The organism is Mycobacterium sp. URHB0021 (assembly GCF_054057895.1).
In genome coordinates, this window is record NZ_JBSRZT010000002.1 from 3,174,713 (window position 1) to 3,194,052 (window position 19,340).

17 protein-coding genes and 3 pseudogenes are annotated in these 19,340 nt (G+C 66.9%); 10 read left to right on the forward strand and 10 right to left on the reverse strand.

Translation table 11 applies throughout. The features are described 5' to 3' along the window. Window positions 1-55 precede the first annotated feature (55 nt). Together ACVWWN_RS17790 and ACVWWN_RS17795 are read right to left on the reverse strand one after the other, a co-directional pair. Window positions 56-514: pseudogene (locus ACVWWN_RS17790) on the reverse strand (Hsp20/alpha crystallin family protein); the annotation flags it as partial. Between the two features lie 130 nt (window positions 515-644). After that, on the reverse strand, window positions 645-1,184 hold the full coding sequence (locus ACVWWN_RS17795; protein WP_457145036.1) for a cysteine hydrolase family protein: 540 nt from the start codon (window positions 1,182-1,184) through the stop codon (window positions 645-647). A 42-nt stretch (window positions 1,185-1,226) separates the two neighbouring features. On the opposite strand from ACVWWN_RS17795, the gene ACVWWN_RS17800 reads away from it, so the two are divergent. Then, on the forward strand, window positions 1,227-3,269 hold the full coding sequence (locus ACVWWN_RS17800) for an NAD(+) synthase (RefSeq protein WP_457145037.1): 2,043 nt from the start codon (window positions 1,227-1,229) through the stop codon (window positions 3,267-3,269). Between the two features lie 3 nt (window positions 3,270-3,272). Here the strand turns inward: ACVWWN_RS17800 and ACVWWN_RS17805 are convergent, their stop codons facing one another. Continuing rightward, window positions 3,273-3,476, reverse strand: coding sequence for a hypothetical protein (locus ACVWWN_RS17805; protein WP_457145038.1), 204 nt, complete (start codon window positions 3,474-3,476; stop codon window positions 3,273-3,275). A 37-nt stretch (window positions 3,477-3,513) separates the two neighbouring features. Then, window positions 3,514-4,062 carry a YbhB/YbcL family Raf kinase inhibitor-like protein gene (locus tag ACVWWN_RS17810; protein WP_457145039.1) on the reverse strand — a complete coding sequence of 183 codons (549 nt, stop codon included), beginning with the start codon at window positions 4,060-4,062 and terminating at the stop codon, window positions 3,514-3,516. Between the two features lie 183 nt (window positions 4,063-4,245). On the opposite strand from ACVWWN_RS17810, the gene ACVWWN_RS17815 reads away from it, so the two are divergent. Continuing rightward, on the forward strand, window positions 4,246-5,049 hold the full coding sequence (locus ACVWWN_RS17815; RefSeq protein WP_457145040.1) for a GntR family transcriptional regulator: 804 nt from the start codon (window positions 4,246-4,248) through the stop codon (window positions 5,047-5,049). A 36-nt stretch (window positions 5,050-5,085) separates the two neighbouring features. Here the strand turns inward: ACVWWN_RS17815 and ACVWWN_RS17820 are convergent. After that, window positions 5,086-5,722, reverse strand: a pseudogene (locus tag ACVWWN_RS17820) (enoyl-CoA hydratase/isomerase family protein); the annotation flags it as partial. Between the two features lie 31 nt (window positions 5,723-5,753). After that, window positions 5,754-6,647, reverse strand: a complete 894-nt coding sequence (locus tag ACVWWN_RS17825; protein WP_457145041.1) for a ribokinase — start codon at window positions 6,645-6,647, stop codon at window positions 5,754-5,756. A 126-nt stretch (window positions 6,648-6,773) separates the two neighbouring features. Here ACVWWN_RS17825 and ACVWWN_RS17830 point away from each other — a divergent pair, with 126 nt between their 5' ends. From ACVWWN_RS17830 to ACVWWN_RS17840, 3 genes are read left to right on the forward strand one after another with little or no spacing between them, the layout of a single operon-like run. Next, the gene (locus ACVWWN_RS17830) at window positions 6,774-8,021 is read left to right on the forward strand and encodes a glutamate-5-semialdehyde dehydrogenase (protein ID WP_457145042.1); all 1,248 of its coding nucleotides are present in this window, start codon (window positions 6,774-6,776) and stop codon (window positions 8,019-8,021) included. A 15-nt stretch (window positions 8,022-8,036) separates the two neighbouring features. Beyond that, window positions 8,037-8,912 carry an AAA family ATPase gene (locus ACVWWN_RS17835; RefSeq protein WP_457145043.1) on the forward strand — a complete coding sequence of 292 codons (876 nt, stop codon included), beginning with the start codon at window positions 8,037-8,039 and terminating at the stop codon, window positions 8,910-8,912. Then, on the forward strand, window positions 8,912-10,354 hold the full coding sequence (locus tag ACVWWN_RS17840; RefSeq protein ID WP_457145044.1) for a vWA domain-containing protein: 1,443 nt from the start codon (window positions 8,912-8,914) through the stop codon (window positions 10,352-10,354). Before ACVWWN_RS17835 ends, ACVWWN_RS17840 begins: the two co-directional genes overlap by 1 nt. A gap of 73 nt (window positions 10,355-10,427) precedes the next feature. Here ACVWWN_RS17840 and ACVWWN_RS17845 read toward each other — a convergent pair whose 3' ends face one another. The 4 genes from ACVWWN_RS17845 to ACVWWN_RS17860 are packed head-to-tail and all read right to left on the reverse strand — an operon-like array spanning window position 10,428 to window position 16,050. Beyond that, complete coding sequence (locus ACVWWN_RS17845; protein ID WP_457145045.1) at window positions 10,428-11,681, reverse strand: NAD(P)/FAD-dependent oxidoreductase; 1,254 nt, start codon at window positions 11,679-11,681, stop codon at window positions 10,428-10,430. Continuing rightward, a complete protein-coding gene (locus ACVWWN_RS17850; protein ID WP_457145046.1) occupies window positions 11,678-13,066 on the reverse strand; it encodes an FAD-dependent oxidoreductase in 1,389 nt (462 codons plus the stop codon). Before ACVWWN_RS17850 ends, ACVWWN_RS17845 begins: the two co-directional genes overlap by 4 nt. Next, on the reverse strand, window positions 13,063-14,502 hold the full coding sequence (locus tag ACVWWN_RS17855; protein ID WP_457145047.1) for an FGGY family carbohydrate kinase: 1,440 nt from the start codon (window positions 14,500-14,502) through the stop codon (window positions 13,063-13,065). The genes ACVWWN_RS17850 and ACVWWN_RS17855 overlap by 4 nt, the downstream gene beginning before the upstream one ends. A gap of 12 nt (window positions 14,503-14,514) precedes the next feature. After that, window positions 14,515-16,050 (reverse strand): amino acid permease, encoded by a 1,536-nt coding sequence (locus tag ACVWWN_RS17860; protein ID WP_457145048.1) that lies wholly within the window; start codon window positions 16,048-16,050, stop codon window positions 14,515-14,517. Window positions 16,051-16,163: 113 nt separating this feature from the next. Between ACVWWN_RS17860 and ACVWWN_RS17865 the strand changes: the two genes are divergently transcribed. From ACVWWN_RS17865 to octT, 5 genes and pseudogenes are all read left to right on the forward strand, one after another. Continuing rightward, a complete protein-coding gene (locus ACVWWN_RS17865; protein ID WP_457145049.1) occupies window positions 16,164-16,895 on the forward strand; it encodes a GntR family transcriptional regulator in 732 nt (243 codons plus the stop codon). Window positions 16,896-16,928: 33 nt separating this feature from the next. Further along, on the forward strand, window positions 16,929-17,570 hold the full coding sequence (gene nadD, locus ACVWWN_RS17870) for a nicotinate-nucleotide adenylyltransferase (RefSeq protein WP_457145050.1): 642 nt from the start codon (window positions 16,929-16,931) through the stop codon (window positions 17,568-17,570). After that, complete coding sequence (gene rsfS / locus ACVWWN_RS17875; protein WP_457145051.1) at window positions 17,567-17,944, forward strand: ribosome silencing factor; 378 nt, start codon at window positions 17,567-17,569, stop codon at window positions 17,942-17,944. Before nadD ends, rsfS begins: the two co-directional genes overlap by 4 nt. Next, window positions 17,941-18,609 carry a glucosyl-3-phosphoglycerate phosphatase gene (gene gpgP / locus ACVWWN_RS17880; protein ID WP_457145052.1) on the forward strand — a complete coding sequence of 223 codons (669 nt, stop codon included), beginning with the start codon at window positions 17,941-17,943 and terminating at the stop codon, window positions 18,607-18,609. Before rsfS ends, gpgP begins: the two co-directional genes overlap by 4 nt. Next, window positions 18,599-19,339 (forward strand): annotated as a pseudogene (gene octT, locus ACVWWN_RS17885) (diglucosylglycerate octanoyltransferase); the annotation flags it as partial. The gene gpgP and the pseudogene octT, both read left to right, overlap by 11 nt. Window position 19,340: the final 1 nt, after the last annotated feature.

Here is a 19,340-nt window from a genome sequence, read left to right on the forward strand (position 1 = left end):
TCATCTCGGGCTGGGTCCCGTCCTCGTCGTCGTCCTCATCCTCGTGCTCGACCAGGACCGTCTCGACCACCTCGACCCGCTTCTCGATGGAGCGATCCTCCAACAGCGGCACCTCTACGGTGAGGATGCCCCGGTCGTAGGTGGCGTGGATCTCGTCCTCATCGGCGCCTGCGGGCAGTGCAACCGTCCGGGCGAAAGAGCCGTATGAGAATTCGGAGTGGCCGTTGGACTCGCTTGTCTGCGTGCGATCGGCCTTGATGGTCAGCTGCCCGTCATGGACGGTGACCTGGATGCTCTCACTGGGATCGACGCCGGGCAGTTCGGCACGAACCTCATAGACGCCCTGCTTCATCTCGTCCTCCAGCCGCAGCACACGGTTGTCAAACAGTGGACGCAGACTCGACAGGGTGGGGAGGGTGGGGAAGTTGGCGAACGTCGGGAAGCCGGTGAAGAGTTCAGACAGTTCCGGCAGCAATGGCCGTGACTGGCGTTGAACGGCAAGCTTATTCACAATTCCTCCATGATTGTCGCGCCGTGGTGATGGTCCGAATGGCGTGCGTTCACGATGCGCGGCGCAGGGAAAATCGCCGGATCGGCAACGATGCGCGCGGGCGAACTACAGGCCAACACGAGACAGCGGGTCCTCAGCCCAGGCATTTCCCCGCCGCGACGATGTCGGCGTGCATGTTCTTCTCCATCATCGTCAACGCCGCGTCGCCGAGTTCCGCATCGATGTGCGCGACGGCATCCGGCGGCACCACCACCTCGAAGTGGCGCACGTAGGCATCGAGAGCACTGTAGAGGATGCACTGCTCGGTGACCTGACCGGTGAGAACCAGCCGCCGGGTGTTCAACCGGCCGAGCAGATAGTCCAATGGGCTGGAGTAAAAGGCGCTGTGCCGGACCTTGAGCACACGGAGGAAGTCTTTCCGCGGCGCGATCGCCGACACGAGATCGGGGCGCTCCCCGTTCAACGCGGCGGTGACGAGGTCGTCGAAGTCCGCGTTGAAGTCCCCGTAGTTGTCGTTGACATAGATCAGGTCAACGTCGTCGCGCTCCCGGGCGTCCGAAATGAGCCCGGCCAACGGTTCGACCATGTGCGCGACGTTGGGCGCGAGCACGTCCGCGTCCTTGTGGCGATATGTATTCAGCATGTCGATGACCAGCACCGCAATCTCACTCATGGGGGTTGCATACCCGGCTACGTTTTCAGGCAACAATGAGCCATGGATTTTTACTCGGCGTACCGGCAGGGCTTCGTCCGCGTTGCCGCTTGCACGCATCACACCGCCCTGGCCGATCCCGCGGCCAACGCCGAGTCGGTGCTTCGGATGGCCCGGGACTGCCATGACGAGAACGTCGCCCTGGCGGTATTCCCCGAGCTGACCCTGTCCGGGTATTCGATCGAGGACATTCTCCTGCAGGACGCTTTGCTGGATGCGGTCGAGGACGCTCTCCTCGACATCGTGGCGGCATCGGCCGAACTGCTGCCGGTGCTGGTGGTGGGCGCGCCACTGCGTTATCGGCATCGAATTTACAACACCGCGGTGGTGATCCACCGCGGCCGGGCGCTCGGCGTCGCCCCGAAGTCGTACCTGCCGACCTATCGGGAGTTCTACGAACGGCGGCAGATGGCGGCCGGTGACGAGGTGCGCGGCGCAATCCGGATGGGCGATGTCGACGTACCGTTCGGGCCGGATCTGTTGTTCACCGCCGCCGATATGCCCGGCTTCGTCCTGCACGTCGAGATCTGCGAGGACATGTTCGTGCCGATTCCGCCGAGTTCGCAGGCGGCACTGGCAGGAGCGACCGTGCTCGCCAACCTGTCCGGCAGCCCCATCACAATCGGGCGGGCGGAAGACCGTACGCTGCTGGCCCGGTCGGCCTCGGCCCGCTGCCTCGCGGCGTATGTCTACGCGGCCGCGGGCGAGGGTGAATCGACCACGGATCTGGCCTGGGACGGCCAGACCATGATCTGGGAGAACGGTGTCTGTCTCGCCCAGTCCGAGCGATTCCCCAAGGGCGAGCAGCGCGCGATCGCCGATGTGGATCTCGAGCTGCTCAGGTCAGAGCGACTGCGGATGGGCACGTTCGACGACAACCGCGTCCATCATCGGCTCGCCACGGAGGCCTTCCGGCGGGTGGAGTTCCAGCTCGATCCACCGGCGGGGGATATCGGCCTGCTCCGGGAAGTGGAGAGATTTCCGTTCGTGCCGTCCGATACCGCACGGCTGCAACAGGATTGCTACGAGGCTTACAACATCCAGGTGGCCGGCCTGGAGCAGCGGCTGCGCGCGTTGGAGTACCCCAAGGTGGTTCTGGGGCTGTCGGGCGGGCTGGACTCGACTCACGCCCTGATCGTCGCCGCTCGCGCCATGGACCGGGAAGGCAGGCCGCGCAGCGACATTCTCGCGTTCACGCTGCCCGGTTTCGCGACGGGGGAGCGCACCAAGGGCAATGCCATTCGACTGGCGGCCGCCCTCGGCGTCTCGTTCGAAGAGATCGATATCCGGCCGACCGCGGACCTCATGCTCAAGGAGCTGGACCACCCGTTCGGCCGTGGCGAGAAGGTATATGACGTGACCTTCGAGAACGTGCAGGCGGGGCTGCGCACCGACTACCTGTTCCGGTTGGCGAACCATCGAGGCGGGATAGTGTTGGGCACCGGAGACCTCTCCGAGCTCGCACTGGGATGGTCCACCTACGGTGTGGGGGACCAGATGTCGCATTACAACGTCAACGGCGGCGTGCCCAAAACCCTCATTCAGCACCTGATCCGCTGGGTCATCTCGTCACATCAGTTCGACGATGCGGTCAATGAGGTGTTGCAGTCGGTGCTGGATACCGAGATCACGCCCGAACTGGTTCCGTCGGGCGAGGACGAGGAGATCCAGAGCAGCGAAGCCAAGGTCGGACCATATGTGCTGCAGGATTTTTCATTGTTCCAGGTGCTTCGGTACGGCTTCCGGCCGTCCAAGGTGGCGTTCCTGGCGTGGCATGCCTGGAATGACCCGGAGCATGGTGACTGGCCCACCGGCTTCCCCAAAGAGAAGCGGCCGTCATACTCGCTGAAAGAGATTCGGCATTGGCTTCAGGTCTTTGCGCAGCGGTATTACTCGTTCGCGCAGTTCAAACGCTCCGCGTTGCCGAACGGGCCGAAGGTGTCACACGGTGGTTCGCTGTCGCCGCGGGGCGACTGGCGTGCACCCTCGGATATGTCCGCGCGCACCTGGCTCGACGAGATCGAGCGAGAAATCCCCGAAAACTGAACGCTAACGGTCGGTTGCGCCAGAGCCGGGCCATCTGAGCTTGCCCGCGCCTATCGCGCCGGAAAGCGCTCCGGAAAATACCCCGGCTGTCGACCACCACCATTGGCCGGTCGTCGCGGCTACGGTCACACCGATGATCAGACCGATGATCAGCGGCATCCAGAGCCAGCCGGCCTCCTGCTTGCTGTTCATCTGCTTGCGTGCCATCACCGACCACGCTAGCGCAGTCCGGGATCGGCACTGGTCAGCGTTCGTAACTGCCGGTAAGGATGCCCCGAGCGGTCACATGGCCGGCCATGGCGGCCAGTAGCCCCTTGGCCGATGTCACGTCGCCGGGGACCCGCCGATCGAGGGCGAACACGTGAAAACGGTAGTGATGCGGCCCATGTCCGGGTACCGGTCGTGGCCCGCGGTATCCGTTGTTTCCGAGCAGCGTCGCGATGATACGCAAATCCGGCGTGTCGGTGCGGAAGTCGCCCTGGGCAAGACCGGCGGCGGTCGGTTCGAGCACTGCAATGCTGTGCAGCAATGGTTTTGGCAGCGGAACGTCGACGTCTTCCATGATCAGCACCAGCTGTTTCGCGTCGGCCGGCACGCCGCGCCAGTGCAGCCGCGGTGAAACGTTGTCGCCAACACCGTGTCCGGCGTGCATCGCAGGGATGACGCCACCATGGTTGAAGGTCGGACTGCTGACGGTGATCAGTTCCGGCGCCGCGAACGCCGGTGCGGTCAACGCGCTGCGCCGCGTACCTGCCCGGACCGGGCGGAGTAGCCTGCCGAGCAGTCGGATCACGCGCCGCTTCCAGCGTTGGGCGTCGCAACCGCACCCGGGCAGCGCACACGGAATGTGGACATCGCGGTGCAGGTCGCGGCCAAGGCCTGACCTCCTGTCGCAGAAAGTATTGTTGTTATACATATATAACGACTGCCCGTGACGAGCAAGGATTCGACGACCGCGCCTTATGCTGTGAATCTGATGAGAGTCCATGACGTCCGCATCGCGACCGAGCTGTCGGCCGGCGCAGGAGTACCGCTTCACCGGCAATTGTTCCTGGTGCTGCACGACGAGATCGCCCGCGGAGCGCTGTCGCCCGGCGATCCGCTGCCCACCGAACAGTCTCTGTGCGAGCAGTTCGGCGTGTCGAGAATCACGGTCCGGCGCGCACTGACCGACCTGTCCGACGCCGGACTGATCCAACGTAAGCAGGGCGTTGGATCCTTCGTGCGTGACAACGCGCCGATGCGTCGGCAGACCGGCGGACGGTCGTTCATCGACGAGTTGCGCAAGATCGAATTCGAAACCGAAGCCGAAGTCCTCGAGCGCGACATCAGGAGTGTGCCCCCGGTGGTCGCCGACCAATTGGGTTGCGATCGTGCGCTGCACGTACACCGGCTGCGGCGCGCGCGCAGGACCGGTGAACCGTTGATGATCACCGAGGCGTGGTTACCGATCGGGCTGGCGGACATGATCACCGAGGATGAGCTGTCCCGGGTGCCGTTGTACCGTCTGCTCTCGAATGCCGGGGTGGAGCTGGAGCTTGTTCAGAACGAGATCACCGCCGAGATCGCCGGACCCACCGCGGCGCGACTGCTCGACACCGCCATCGGAGCCGCGCTTATGCGAATCAACAGGGTGGCGTTCGTCGGCGGCGAACCGCACCATTATCTGTCGACCCTGTTATCTCCCAACAGAAGTCGCATCGTGTTCAGCCAGGCGGCGGTGGGCGACGCGGACGACGGGCTGTCGGTCGCCCACGACGTATCCCGGCCCACCGACTGAGTCCCACTCCGGGGACAATGCTGAACTATGTTTGGGTCAGAGCCGTCCATCGAGTTGGAGGTCGGGATGCGCCCAGGCCGGTGACCGCGCTTCTTGAACGCACGGACCCCTTCGAGGGCCTCGCGCGACGAATAGCTTGCCTGCATGCCGATGCGGTCGAAGAGGCCGAGGTAGTTGTCGAGGCTCGATTTGACCAGGCTGCGAGCCGCAGACGCGGTCCGGCAACACGCGGCGAGCACGTCGCGCGCGGCGTCGAGCAACTCGTCGTGCGGCACCACCCGGGCGACCATGCCCCACTCGCGCGCCTCGTGCGCCGTCAGGGACCGGCCGGTGAACATCAGGTCTCGGGTGCGCACCGGCCCGATCAGCCGCGCCAGCATCTGGCTGTAGTAGGTGTCGGCGATGCCGTATGCAGTCCGGGTACCCGGAATGTCGCCCGATCGCTGACCACAGTCATATCGCTGCAGAGCGCGATCTGCAGTCCGCCACCCTGACACAGCCCGTTGACCGCCGACACCACCGGCTTCACCGACTGGCGCAGCGTCTCGAACGGCGTCACGTCCATCCCCAGCGCGGACCCGAAAGTCAGCCAGTTGTCCGAGCCGTCGCCGCCGCCCATGTCGCCGCCGGATCCGGTGATCAGCAGACCTGCCAGGTCGGGATCGGCGTCGATGGCGCGCCGTCGGGTGGTCGTGGCGTGCTCGTCATCGATACCTTTCCTCCGCCGCTCGATTGGCTACGGCCTCGTCGATGGCGTCGTCGATGGCTTCCGCGTACGGCGCGCAGTCTCCGGCGCCGGGCACCAGGGTCGCCAGGGCGCCGGCCGCACACGCCCGCCGCAGCGCCTGTTCGTGACCCGATGTCCAGCCGGCGGCGAGCACTCCGGCGAACACGTCGCCCGCGCCGGTGGTGTCGACCGCCTCGACCGGAGGCGACGGCACGTCGAACCGCTCGTCCTCGCCCAGATAACTCGCTCCGCGCGAGCCCCGGGTGATCACCAGATGAGGTACGGGCCAATGCCATTCGCGGGCTTCGGTCTCATTGACGACGACGACGTCGGCAAGCTCCGACAGCGCCAAGAGGTCGTGCGGTTTCGCACCGGCCGGCGACGCGTTGACGATCAGGACCGCGTTCGCGGCCTGCGCGACCCGGCCGGCGTCGATGGCCGTGGAGATCGGGATCTCCAACTGCAGCAGCACCACGTCGCTGCCGGCGATCACCCCGCGGATGTCGGCAGAGTGGACACTGAGATGCGCATTCGCGCCGGGTGCCACCACGATGGTGTTCTCGGCGGCGGCATCGACCACGATCACCGCCGAGCCGCTCGAGCCGGGCAGGCTGACGACGCCGTCCAGTCCGACCTCGTTTTCACGCAGGTGCGCACGTAGCTGCTCGGCGGCCGAGTCCGAGCCCAGCGCGGCCACGAGCCGGGTCGCGGCGCCAGCGCGGGCGGCGGCGACCGCCTGATTGCCACCCTTACCGCCCGGGGACGACGCAAGCGATGATGCGAGAACGGTTTGCCCCGGCCGCGGCAGCACATCAACCGTGAAAGTCAGATCGACGTTGACACTGCCCACTACGCAGACTCGCGCCACCATACCCGTCAACGCTAGCTCAGCGGACCTGAAAAGGATGCCGTGATGGGTCGACGGCTCGCGCGGGTCTGCGGTGTCAGCGACCTGACACGCGTCGAGCGCCGCCGAGAGGTCCGATACGCTGGATCAATGAGTCTGCAAGCGCCCGCGGCTCCCGATTTGCGCCAGCAGGTCCACGACGCCGCCCGCAGGGCACGCGTCGCCGCCCGTGAACTGGCCATGTTGAGCACCGCCGCCAAGAACTCCGCGCTGCACGCCGCCGCCGACAACCTGCTGCGCGAGGCCGCAGCCATCCTCGAGGCCAACAGGGAGGATCTGGCCGCGGCCAAGGCGGCCGGCACACCTGAGGCGATGCTGGACCGGCTCGCGCTGAATCCGCAGCGCCTCGAGGGCATCGCTGCGGGTCTTCGACAGGTGGCCGGGCTTCCCGATCCCATAGGTGAGGTCCTCCGCGGCCAGACGCTGCCCAACGGGCTTGTGCTGCGCCAGCAACGCGTACCGATCGGTGTGATCGGGATGGTCTACGAGGGCAGGCCCAATGTGACCGTGGACGCATTCGGCCTGACGCTGAAGGCGGGCAGCGCGGCGCTGCTGCGCGGCAGCTCATCGGCCGCCCACTCGAACCAGGCGCTGGTGGGCGCGCTGCGCGACGCGTTGGCGATCGAGAACCGCAACGTCGACGCCGTCCAACTGCTGCCCAGCCATGACCGGGCCAGCGTCACCCATCTGATCCAGGCCCGCGGGTTGGTCGATCTGGTCATCCCGCGCGGGGGAGCGGGCCTGATCGACGCGGTGGTGCGCGACGCTCAGGTGCCGACCATCGAGACCGGCGTCGGCAATTGCCATGTGTATGTCCATGAGTCGGCAGACCTCGAGGTGGCCGAACGTATTCTGCTCAACGCCAAGACACGCAGGCCGAGCGTCTGCAATGCAGCCGAATCCGTGCTCGTCGACGCTGCGATCGCCGCCGAGGCGGTGCCGCGGCTGACCAGGGCCCTACAAGACGCCGGGGTGACGGTGCACACCGATCCCTCCGAAGAGGAGCTTCGGGCGGAGTTCTTGTCAATGGACATCGCATTGGCGGTGGTGGACGGTCTCGATGCGGCGATAGCGCACATCAACGAATACGGCACGGGACACACCGAGGCCATTGTGACGACGAATGTCGCTGCTGCACAGCAGTTCGCGGGACAAGTCGACGCGGCCGCGGTCATGGTCAACGCGTCGACCGCATTCACCGACGGTGAGCAGTTCGGCTTCGGCGCGGAGATCGGCATCTCCACCCAGAAACTGCATGCCCGCGGACCGATGGGTCTTCCGGAGTTGACGTCAACCAAGTGGATTGTGTGGGGAGACGGCCACACCCGTCCGGCTTAGACAGGAGAACCGCCGATGAGCGTCCCCGCACGCCCAGCGCCGCTGTTCACCGACATCGATGATGTCGCGCGGCGCCTCACCGAAACCGGCTACCTGCCCGACACCGCCACGGCCACCGCGGTCTTTTTGGCCGACCGGCTCGGTAAGCCCCTGCTGGTGGAAGGCCCCGCGGGCGTCGGAAAGACCGAACTGGCCCGCGCGGTTGCGCAGGCGACCGGCTCGGGTCTGGTTCGGCTGCAGTGCTACGAGGGCGTCGACGAGGCCCGGGCGCTCTACGAATGGAATCACGCCAAGCAGATCCTGCGGATCCAGGCCGGGCACGGCGACTGGGAGCAGACGAAAACCGATGTGTTCTCCGAGGAATTCCTGCTCACGCGTCCGCTGCTGACCGCGATCCGGCGCACCGAGCCGACGGTGCTGTTGATCGACGAGACCGACAAGGCTGACATCGAGATCGAGGGCCTGCTGCTGGAGGTGCTGTCCGACTTCGCCGTGACGGTGCCCGAACTCGGCACCATCACCGCCGAACGCACCCCGTTCGTCCTGCTCACCTCGAACGCGACCCGGGAGTTGTCCGAGGCGCTCAAGCGCCGATGCCTGTTCCTGCACATCGACTTCCCCGATGCCGACCTCGAGCGGCGCATCCTGTTGTCCCGCGTTCCCGAGTTGCCCGAGCATCTGGCCGAGGAGTTGGTGCGCATCGTCGGCGTGCTGCGCGCCATGGCGCTGAAGAAAGTGCCGTCGGTGGCCGAGACCATCGACTGGGGCCGCACCGTGCTGGCGCTCGGCCTCGACACCATCGACGACGAATTGATCGCCGCGACGCTCGGCGTGGTGCTCAAGCACCAGTCCGACCAGATCAAGGCGTCGGGGGAGCTGAGGCTCAACTGATGGCCGTCCGCCGAACCCGTCCGCCGCAGCCGCTCGCCCCACACGGCCTTCCCGGCCACCTGGTGGAGTTCGTCGAAGCGCTACGTGGGCAAGGCATTTCGGTGGGGCCGTCAGAGACCGTCGACGCGGGTCGGGTGATGGCTACCCTGGGGTTGGGCGACCGTGAGGTGCTGCGCGAAGGTATCGCGTGCGCGGTGTTGCGCCGATCCGACCATCGCGACACCTACGACGCGATGTTCGACCTGTTCTTCCCCGTGGCACTGGGCGCCAAGACGGTGCTGCTCGACGACGACGGTGCCGGCGACGACCGGGGCCTGCCCCCCGAGGACATCGAGGCGCTGCGGGCCGCTCTGATCGAGATGCTGAGCGACAACGCCGATCTGGCCAACATGGAGGAACGGCTGGCCGCGATGATCGCCCAGATCGTCGAGGCCTACGGTCGCTACAACTCCAGCCGCGGGCCGTCGTATTCGTCATATCAGGCGCTCAAGGCGATGAGCCTGGACGACCTCGAGGGCCGGCTGTTGGCGAGCCTGTTGGCGCCTTATGGTGACGAGCCGACGCCGACGCAAGCGGAGATCGCCAAAGCCCTTGCCGCTCAACGAATCACGCAGTTACGCAAGATGGTCGAGGCAGAGACGAAGCGGCGCACCGCCGAGCAGTTGGGGCGTGAGCACGTGCAGATGTACGGCGTTCCGCAGCTCGCCGAGAATGTCGAGTTCCTCCGCGCGTCCGGCGAGCAGTTGCGACAGATGCGTCGGGTGGTGGCGCCGCTTGCCCGCACCCTCGCCACCCGATTGGCCGCTCGGCGGCGACGTTCCCGGGCCGGCGAGATCGACCTGCGCAAGACGCTCCGCAAGTCGATGTCCACCGGTGGCGTGCCGATTGATGTGGTGCTGAAGAAGCCGCATCCCGCACGGCCCGAACTGGTGGTGCTGTGCGACGTGTCCGGTTCGGTCGCCGGGTTCAGCCACTTCACGCTGCTGCTGGTTCATGCTCTGCGTCAGCAGTTCTCCCGGGTCCGCGTCTTCGCCTTCATCGACACCACCGACGAGGTGACCGAAATGTTCGGCCCCGACAGCGACCTCGCGGTCGCCGTCCAGCGGATCACCCGCGAGGCGGGGGTGTACACCCGCGACGGGCACTCCGACTACGGCAACGCGTTCGTGTCGTTTCTGGATCACTGGCCGAACGTGTTGTCACCGCGCAGTTCGCTGCTGGTGCTCGGCGACGGGCGCAACAACTACCGCAACCCCGAGACCGACCTGCTTGCCCACATGGTCAACGCCAGCAGGCACGCGCACTGGCTCAACCCCGAGCCGAAGCACCTGTGGGGCAGCGGCGATTCGGCGGTCCCGCGCTACCAGGACGTGATCACCATGCACGAATGCCGGTCGGCCAAACAGCTGGCCTCGGTGATCGACGCCCTGTTGCCGGTCTAGTTTCTGGCGCGAAATTGTATTCCAGCAGGGAAACTGCGAGTGCAGACCTGCTGGAACACAGTTTCGCGGGAAGCTAGCAAATCGAGACGGTGATGTCGCCGCCCGTCGGGTCGACGCCGGCCACCAGCGTCCATGGCGCGCGGTAGACCCGGCCCGGCGCGGCGGGCCACGGCGTGCGCTTCGTCGCGAGCGTTCGGCCGTCCTGCACGGCGCGCAGTCTGGGCAGCCGGCGGTACTCATCGACCCAGAACAGCAGATCGCCTCGTGGGGCGCCGACGCCGGGCGAGACAAGTTGCGGTGCCACCCACCTGAGCGGCTTCTCGGTACGGATGCGGACTGTTCGGCGGCCATCGTCTTCAGGGTCAGCGTCGCGGCCCTGCAGCCAGCGAGTCAGCGCAGACGCGACGTGACGGCCGTCGAGCGCGGCGCCGTCGGCGGTGTCGACGGGGTGCAGCAGGTTGCCGACCGCGAACACTCCCGGGGCACTGGTCCGCAGGGCACCGTCCACCAGCGGGCCCCTGGTCGCGGCGTCCATCGCCAGTCCGCCGGTCCGGGCGAGTTCGTGGTCGGGAATCCAGTCACCGGTGAACACCACCGTGTCGCACTCGATCGTGGTGCGCACCCCGCTGTCCAGGTTTTCGACCACCGCGCTGCGGACCCGGTCCTTGCCGTGGATGCCGACCAACCGGCTTCGGGTGAGCACCGGCCCCTTCATGAGCACCCGGCCGGGCATCCTGAACGCCGCGTATGCTTCGGCTCGCGGATAGGCGCTCACCATTGCGACTGTGGCGCAACGCGCTTCGCGCAGTGTCAGCACCGCCGACCAGCTGACCAGTTCGGCTCCCACGATGAGTGCGCGACTACCAACGCCGGCCTGATGCAGATGAACCAGGTTCTGCAACTGCCCGGTGGTGTACACCCCGTCGGGTCGATCGCCCGGCACGAGCCGGGCCGGGCGCGGCCGTTCCCGCGCGCCGGTGGCGAGCACGACCGCGTCGGCCGTGACGGTCTTCACCCCGCGCGGTGACGTGACCTGAAGTCGCCGCTCGCCGGCCCAGCCGGTGACCATCGCCTCGGTCTCCAACACCGCGCCCGCGCCCTGCGCCGTGGCGGTCAGCCGACGGGCGTAGGCAGGGCCCGACATAAAGCGGTTGAGATCACGCATGCCGTAGCCGGGATGATCGCTGTGGCGAGGGATTCCACCGGTCTCGGCTTCGCGTTCGATGACGAGGACATCACCGCCGACCATGGGCGCCACGGCGGCTGCGGCGGTCAACCCGGCCGGCCCGCCTCCCACGATCGCCACGCTCACCTGCTGTTCGGTCATCCCACCACCCGCGCGTCCAGCAGCGCCCGGGTGCGCGCGCCGCAGTAGAAGCCCTGGCATCGGCCGTTCATCACTCGGGTGCGGCGTCGCAGCCCGTCGAGGTCGGCGGGCGGAATGGGGGATTCGAAGGCATCGCGGATCTCGCCTGCGGTGACCCGCTCGCAGAAGCACACGATCCGGCCGTACTCCGGATCGCCGGCAATGCGTTCGGCATCGTGATACGGGCGCACGCCGACGTCGCCGATGTTCGGCATCCGCGGCGGTGCGGGGAGGTCACTGCGCTCCGCAACGTCGACACCCGCATCGGTGAGCAAGCCCATCAGGTGCTCGGCGATCGCCATCCCGGATGTCAGTCCGGTGGAGCGGATTCCGCCGACCAGCACGTAGCGAGCCTGCGGATCGACGTCGATCAGGTAGTCGTCGCGGTCGATCGCCGCGCGCAGTCCGGCGTAGGTGGCCGTGATCTCCTCGTCGAACAGCATGGGCATCAGGGCGCGGCCCTTGGCGAGCAGGAACTCGAAGCCGTCCTCCGATGTGCCGGTGGCGGTGCGGTCCTCGAGGTTCTCCGATGTCGGCCCCACCATCACATTGCCGTAGATGGTCGGGCTGACCAACACGCCCTTGCCCCGCGACGACGGCACGGCCAGCACGATGCACGGGACCATCGGACGGGCCAGCTTGTCGAACACCAACAGCTCGCCCCGCCTGGGTGTGACGGTGAAGCGGTGGTGGCCGAATTCCGCGTCCAGATGGTCCGCGCCAAGGCCCGCCGCGTTGATGATCCAGCGGCCCCGCATGTCACCGCGGGTGGTCGTCAGCGTCGTGTATTCGCTGCCGACGACAACGCCGGTGACCCGCGTACCACGCACCAGGGCCGCGCCGCGCCGGACCGCGTCGGTGGCCAACGCCAGGTTGGTGGTCCAGGTGCAGATGATCGACTCGTCAGGCACGGTCAATCCGGCCAGCACTCCCGGCCCGAGGTCGGGCACCCTCCGATACACCTCGGCGGCCGTGACGATTTCGCAGTGGTGGTATCCGTTGCGTTCGGCTTTGTCCTTCAGGCCGGGCAGGGCATGGCGCTCTTCGTCGGTCCACGCGACCAGCAGCGCGCCGGTGCGCTCGACGGGAACCCCGGTCTGCCGGGCATACTCACCCAGCAGGTGGTAGCCCCGAGCCACCAGCCGAGACTCGAGCGTGCCCGGGGTGGCATCGAAGCCGGTGTGCAGCAGGGCGGTATTGGCCTTGCTGGTGCCGTCGCCTACGTCGATGCGACCCTCGAGCAGGGTCACCGACATCGCTGTGCCGGCCAGCGCCCGCGCGATCGCGCAGCCAACGATCCCGCCACCGACCACCACGATGTCGCTGACGGCGCGGATCCCACTCATGTACTCGTTGTCTCCCGTTCTGCCAGTGCTGATTCCGCGGCACGCCGCCACCGTGCCAGGTACTCCACGGCGCGGTCGGCCGGCCACCGAGGCTCATAGGTGTGCTGTGGTGTCCACGGGCCGACCGCGTCCGGAAGGCCGATATCCGGATCCAGGGCCAGCCGCGCGCATGCCGCGGCACCGAGCGCCGTTGCGTGCAGCGACGGGTAGACATCGACAGGGATACGGGACAGATCGGCCTGTGCCTGCATGAGAACCGCGGATCGGGTCAGTCCACCGTCCACCCGCAGCCGCGTGAGGGGTTGGCCCAGATCGGCGGTGACAAGGTCGGCCAACGCGGCCACCTGTGCGGCGATGCCCTCCATGAGGGCGCGGACCAACTGCCCGCGACCGCTGGACAGCGTCATTCCGGTGAACGACGCGGTGGCGGTCGAATCCCACCACGGTGCCGCCAACCCTGCCAGTGCGGGCACGCAGAATACACCGTCACTGGAATCAGCGGCGGTGGAGTCGATTTGGTCTGGTGCGGCCAGCAGTCCGAGGTCGACCGCCCATCGCACCGCGGAGGCGGCCGTGTATACCTGGCCGTCCACGCAGTACGAGGCGCGCTCACGCAGCCGCCATGCGACGGACGTGGTCAGCCCGGACGTCGACCGCCCCGGGTTGTCGCCCAGTTGAGCAAGCAGGAATGCGCCGGTGCCGAAGGTGCACTTGGCGGCACCGGGTTCCAGGCAGCTTTCGGCCAGCAGCGCGGCCTGTTGATCGACGATCAGTCCGGTCACCGGGATGATCGACCCGAAAAGATCTGTGCGACCCACGATCTGGTCGCTGTCGACGATCTCCGGAAATGCCTCGCCGGTCAGGCCGAACAGGCCGATCAGGTCCGCGTCCCACCGGGTGGTGTCCAGCGACGTCAACAGCGACCGGCTTGCCGTCGAGGCGTCGGTGACGAATGCGCCACACAGCCGATGCGCCAGCCAGGTGTCGGTGGTGGTCACCACCCCCGCTGTGGTCAGATTCGCCCGGATCCAGGCCATCTTGGGGGCCGAGAAATACGGGTCGAGCACCAGTCCGGTGCGCTGGGCGATGGCATCGGCCGACGCCGACAGCGAGGCGCAGATCGACTCGGCCCGCCGGTCCTGCCAGACGATGGCCGGGCTCAGCGGCTCACCGGTGTCGCGATTCCACGCCAGCACGGTTTCGCCTTGGTTGGCCACGGCGACTGCGTCAACCGGGACACCGGCCTGCGACAGGGCCTGACGGCCTGCCGCGACGACGGAGTCGAACAGCGCGTCGGGATCCTGCTCGACCCCGCCACCCGCCGAATACACCGGTCTCAGGCCTATTTCGGCGATCGACACGACCCGTCCGGTCTCGTCGACCACGATGGCCTTGGTTCCCGACGTGCCCTGGTCGATGGCCAGGACGTGTTGCATGGTCAAACCCTGTCAGTCCTGGGTCGCTTCGCGCTCGAGTTCGGCGTCGATCGAATGCATGTCGGGCATCGTCAGGCCATGCCGGCCGCGCGTGACCAGCAGGTAACCGAGATAGCACGCACCGATGATCACCATCGCGATGACGTACATCCACGCCTGCTTGAAACTCGAGTCCCGGAACAGGGCGAGTTCGAACACCAGCCACACCACCGCAATCGCCAGAGTGGGTATCTCCCACGCGCCGAGGTTGAACTTGTCGCTCACCGGCAGGTGCTTGCGCTTGATGAGATACAGAACCACCGTCGAGGCGTACATCACGGCGGGTAGCAGCGTGGCGGCGCCGAACAGCGTGAACAACGCCGTCTCCGAGTGCGAGAAGATTGCCAGGATCAGTTCTGCGAGAACGACATACAGCACGGTGGCCTTCAACGGGGTATGGAACCGCGGCGAGATCTGGTTCCACTGCTGCCAGCCGGGGAACCGTTCGTCGCGCGACATCGCCCACGTCAGCCGGACACCGGTGATCATGATCACCAGGCCGCAGGCGAAGATCGCAAGGACCACCATCAGCAGCAGGAAAGTGGCGACGGCCGATCCCAGGGTGTTGTCGATGACGTCGGCGATGGGTGTCCCGGATTCGGCCAGCGCCACCGGGTCTCCCGCGGCCAGCGTCACGGCAAGGATGAAGAAGAAGCCGAGGACGCCGGACGCGAGCACGGCCTGCCACATCGCCCGGGGGACGACCCGCTCGGGGTCGTTGGTCTCCTCGGCCAGGTTGGCCGCCGACTCGAACCCCACGATGGTGAACGCGCCCAGCAGGAATCCCAGCATCCACGGGCCGGCGGAAGTCCAGTCACCGAAGCTCCAGAAGCCTACTGGCCCGTCGGACGGAACCGCGCCTTTGCTGAACAGATTCGAGAAGTCCATGTCGCCGCGGACCGCGGCCACCACGAGCAGCAGTACGGTCAGCGTCACCATGCCGATGAGTTCGAGGGAGACGAAGGCGTTGTTCACCCGCTCCGCCCACAGTGTCGAGAGTGCCACCAGAAGAGCTTGAATCAACAGCACGACGGCGGTGACCACCCAGGCGATCGTCGCGGTGCCGTCGTAATTGAGGAGCACCGGGAAGATGGTCGAGGCGATCGTGTAATCGACCGCGACGACGACGATGGCCAGGAACGTGAACGAGATCCACCCCAGTATCCAGCCCAGCACGGGGTTGGCCAGCCGCGACATCCACTGGTAGTGGTAACCGGTCACGGGGATGCGGGCGGCCAACGCGCCCAGCACGAATGCCACCGCGAGCTGGCCGAGGACAGCGATGGGCCAGGTCCAGATGCCGACCGGGCCGGACGAGTTCAGCACCGCGCCGTACGTGGTGAAGATGCCGGTGGCGATGGAGACGAACGCGAACGCCACCGCGAAGGACGCGAATCCTCCGGTGCGCCGCTCCAGTGACTGCTTGTAGCCGAACTTGGCGAGGTCCGCGGCGTCGCTGCGGGCTGTGGGATCCGGACCCGGCATCGTTCCTCCAGTGGTATAGACCATATGGTTTGACCGTAGTATGGGTGTGACCCACGTCATCGTCAAGCTGAGTTACGAAGTGTTCACAAAGCGATGGCATAGACCAACTGGTCGGCGGCCGCGGCTACTCTGCAGAGATGTCTGCCGCGGCGATCCCCCGTTACATCGCGATCGCCGCCATCGTCCGCGACCGCATCGTCACCGAGCAGCTCGGACCCCACACATTGCTGCCGTCCGAACGGGAGCTGGCCCAGCAGCACGGCGTCAGCAGAATGACTGCACGCCAGGCGCTGTCGCTGCTGGAGAGCGAAGGAGTGGTCTACCGCAAACCGCCGCGCGGCACCTTTGTGGCCGAGCCTCGGGTGCGCTTCCACATCGGCAGCTTCTCCGAGGAGGTGTCGCGGCTCGGGCGTCGTCCCGCCGCTCGTCTGCTCTGGGCCGAACATCAGCGCCCGACCCCGGCCGTGCAGCTCGCGCTCGGCCTCGATGACGACGCGATGGTCAACGTCTTCCACCGACTGCGTTCCGTCGACGACGTCCCGTTCGCGCTGGAGACCACGTTCCTTCCCGCGGACCTGACCCCGGGCATCCTGGACACACCCGAGGACGGGTCGCTGTGGGCCGTCCTGCGCAGCCGGTACGGGATCGACCTGGCCCGGTCGACGGCGGTGCTGGAATCGATCGTCCTCGACGACGCGTCCAGCGGGCAGTTGGGTGTGCGCGCCGGTTCGGCGGGCACCCTGCTCACGCGTTGTACCGAGGACGCGGCGGGCCGGTGTGTGGAATACGCGCGCGATGTGTACCGGGCGGATCGGGCGGCATTCGAGGTTTCCGAACTCCTCGGAGCGCATCGGCTGTCGTCGGTCTGAGCGGACCGCCCAACTGCCGTAAGCTGGCTATTCGTGCAATCTCGACGCAGGCTCGGCGTGATGGGTGGAACGTTCGATCCCATCCACAACGGTCACCTGGTCGCGGCGAGCGAGGTTGCCGATCGCTTCGAGCTCGACGAGGTGGTGTTCGTGCCGACCGGCCAGCCGTGGCAGAAGCACCACCGCTTCGTCACGGCGGGCGAGGACCGCTATCTGATGACCGTGATCGCCACGGCCTCCAATCCCCGGTTCTCGGTCAGCCGGGTCGACATCGATCGCGGCGGGCCGACCTACACCAAGGACACGCTGCGCGACCTGCGGGCGCTCAATCCGGACGCCGATCTCTACTTCATCACCGGCGCGGACGCTTTGGCATCGATCCTGTCGTGGCAGAACTGGGAGGAGATGTTCTCGATCGCGAGGTTCGTCGGAGTCAGCAGGCCCGGTTACGAGCTGGACGGCAAGCACATCTCCGCGGCGATGAAGGAGCTGCCCGCCGACGCACTGCAGCTGGTCGAGGTGCCGGCGCTGGCGATCTCGTCGACCGACTGCCGCAAGCGCGCCGAAGTGGATCGCCCCATCTGGTATCTGGTGCCCGATGGCGTGGTGCAATACGTGGCCAAGCGACAGCTGTACCGAACGCCCAGCCTGGCGAACCCGGAGGGACAGTCATGAGCGCGTCCGATGAAGCGATCGCCATGGCGGCGGTTGCCGCGCAGGCCGCGTCGGCGAAGCTCGCCGACGACGTCGTCGTCATCGATGTGTCCGGGCAGCTCGTCATCACCGACTGTTTCGTCATCGCCTCGGCCTCCAATGAGCGGCAGGTCAGCGCCATCGTCGACGAGGTCGAGGAGAGGATGCGCGGCGCCGGATACAAGCCGGCGCGCCGGGAGGGCACCCGCGAGGGCCGCTGGGTGCTGCTGGACTTCGTCGACATCGTGGTGCACATCCAGCATCAGGACGAACGGAACTTCTACGCCTTGGACCGCCTGTGGCGGGACTGCCCGGTGCTGCCGGTCGACCTGGACGCGCAGGAGCCGGCCGAATGACGGTCCGCCGGCTGGTCATGCTGCGGCATGGGCAGACCGAGTACAACGCCAACAGCAGAATGCAGGGTCAGCTGGACACCGACCTCTCGGAACTGGGCCGCGAACAGGCGGTGGCCGCGGCGGAGGTGCTGGCGAAGCGGCAGCCGTTGGTCATCGTGTCATCGGATCTGCGCCGGGCGCTGGACACCGCCGTCGCGCTCGGCGAGCGGTCGGGGCAGCCGGTGCTGGTCGACACCCGGCTGCGCGAGACCCACCTGGGCGTCTGGCAGGGGCTGACACATCTCGAGGTCGACGCGGCCGCTCCCGGTGCGCGGCTGGCGTGGCGGGACAACGCGCGGTGGGCACCGCACGGCGGGGAGAGCCGCGTCGACGTCGCAGCACGCAGCCGTCCGCTACTGCAGGAGCTGTTCACCGAGCAGAGCGAGTGGGGGCGAGACGATCCGGAACGGCCGGTGGTTCTGGTGGCCCACGGTGGCCTGATCGCCGCCCTGACCGCCGCGGTGCTGGGGCTGCCGGTCGAGAACTGGCCCGTCTTCGGTGGCATGGGCAACGCGAGCTGGGTTCAACTGTCCGGGTATTCGAGCGCCGAGGCCCCACTCGAGTCCGTTCGGTGGCGCCTCGATGTGTGGAACGCCTCGGCACAGGTCGCCAACGATGTCCTGTGAATCGGGGACCCGTCACACCCTGCTGATCTTCTGCGACTCCCTGTCGTATTACGGACCGACCGGTGGCCTGCCGTCCGATGATCCGCGAATATGGCCGAATATCGTTGGGGACGAACTGGGTTGGGACGTCGAATTGATCGGACGGATCGGGTGGACCTGCCGCGACGTGTGGTGGGCAGCGACCCAGGATCCGCGGGCCTGGGCCGCTCTGCCGCGGGCGGGAGCGGTGATCTTCGCGACCGGTGGGATGGACTCACTGCCGTCCCCGCTGCCCACCGCCCTGCGCGAACTGATCCGCTACGTGCGTCCACCGTTGCTGCGGCGCTGGGTACGTGACGCCTACGGCTGGCTGCAGCCGCGACTCTCGCCCGTCTCACCTGCCGCGTTACCGCCGCACCTCAGCGCCGAGTATCTCGAAATGACCAGGGGAGCAATTGATTTCAATCGTCCGGGCATCCCCATCGTCGCCTCGCTGCCGTCAGTGCACATTGCCGAGGCCTACGGAAGGTCACACCGGGGTCGCGCCGGAACGGTCAAGGCCATCACCGACTGGGCGGAGCAACATCGGATCCCGCTGGTGGATCTCAAGGCCGCGGTCGGCGAGTACGTGATGAGCGGTCGGGGCAACCCCGACGGGATCCACTGGAACTTCGAAGGGCACCAGGCCGTCGCCGAGTTGATGCTCAAGGGACTCGCCGAAGCCGGAGCCGCCACGGCGGCGACATCGGACC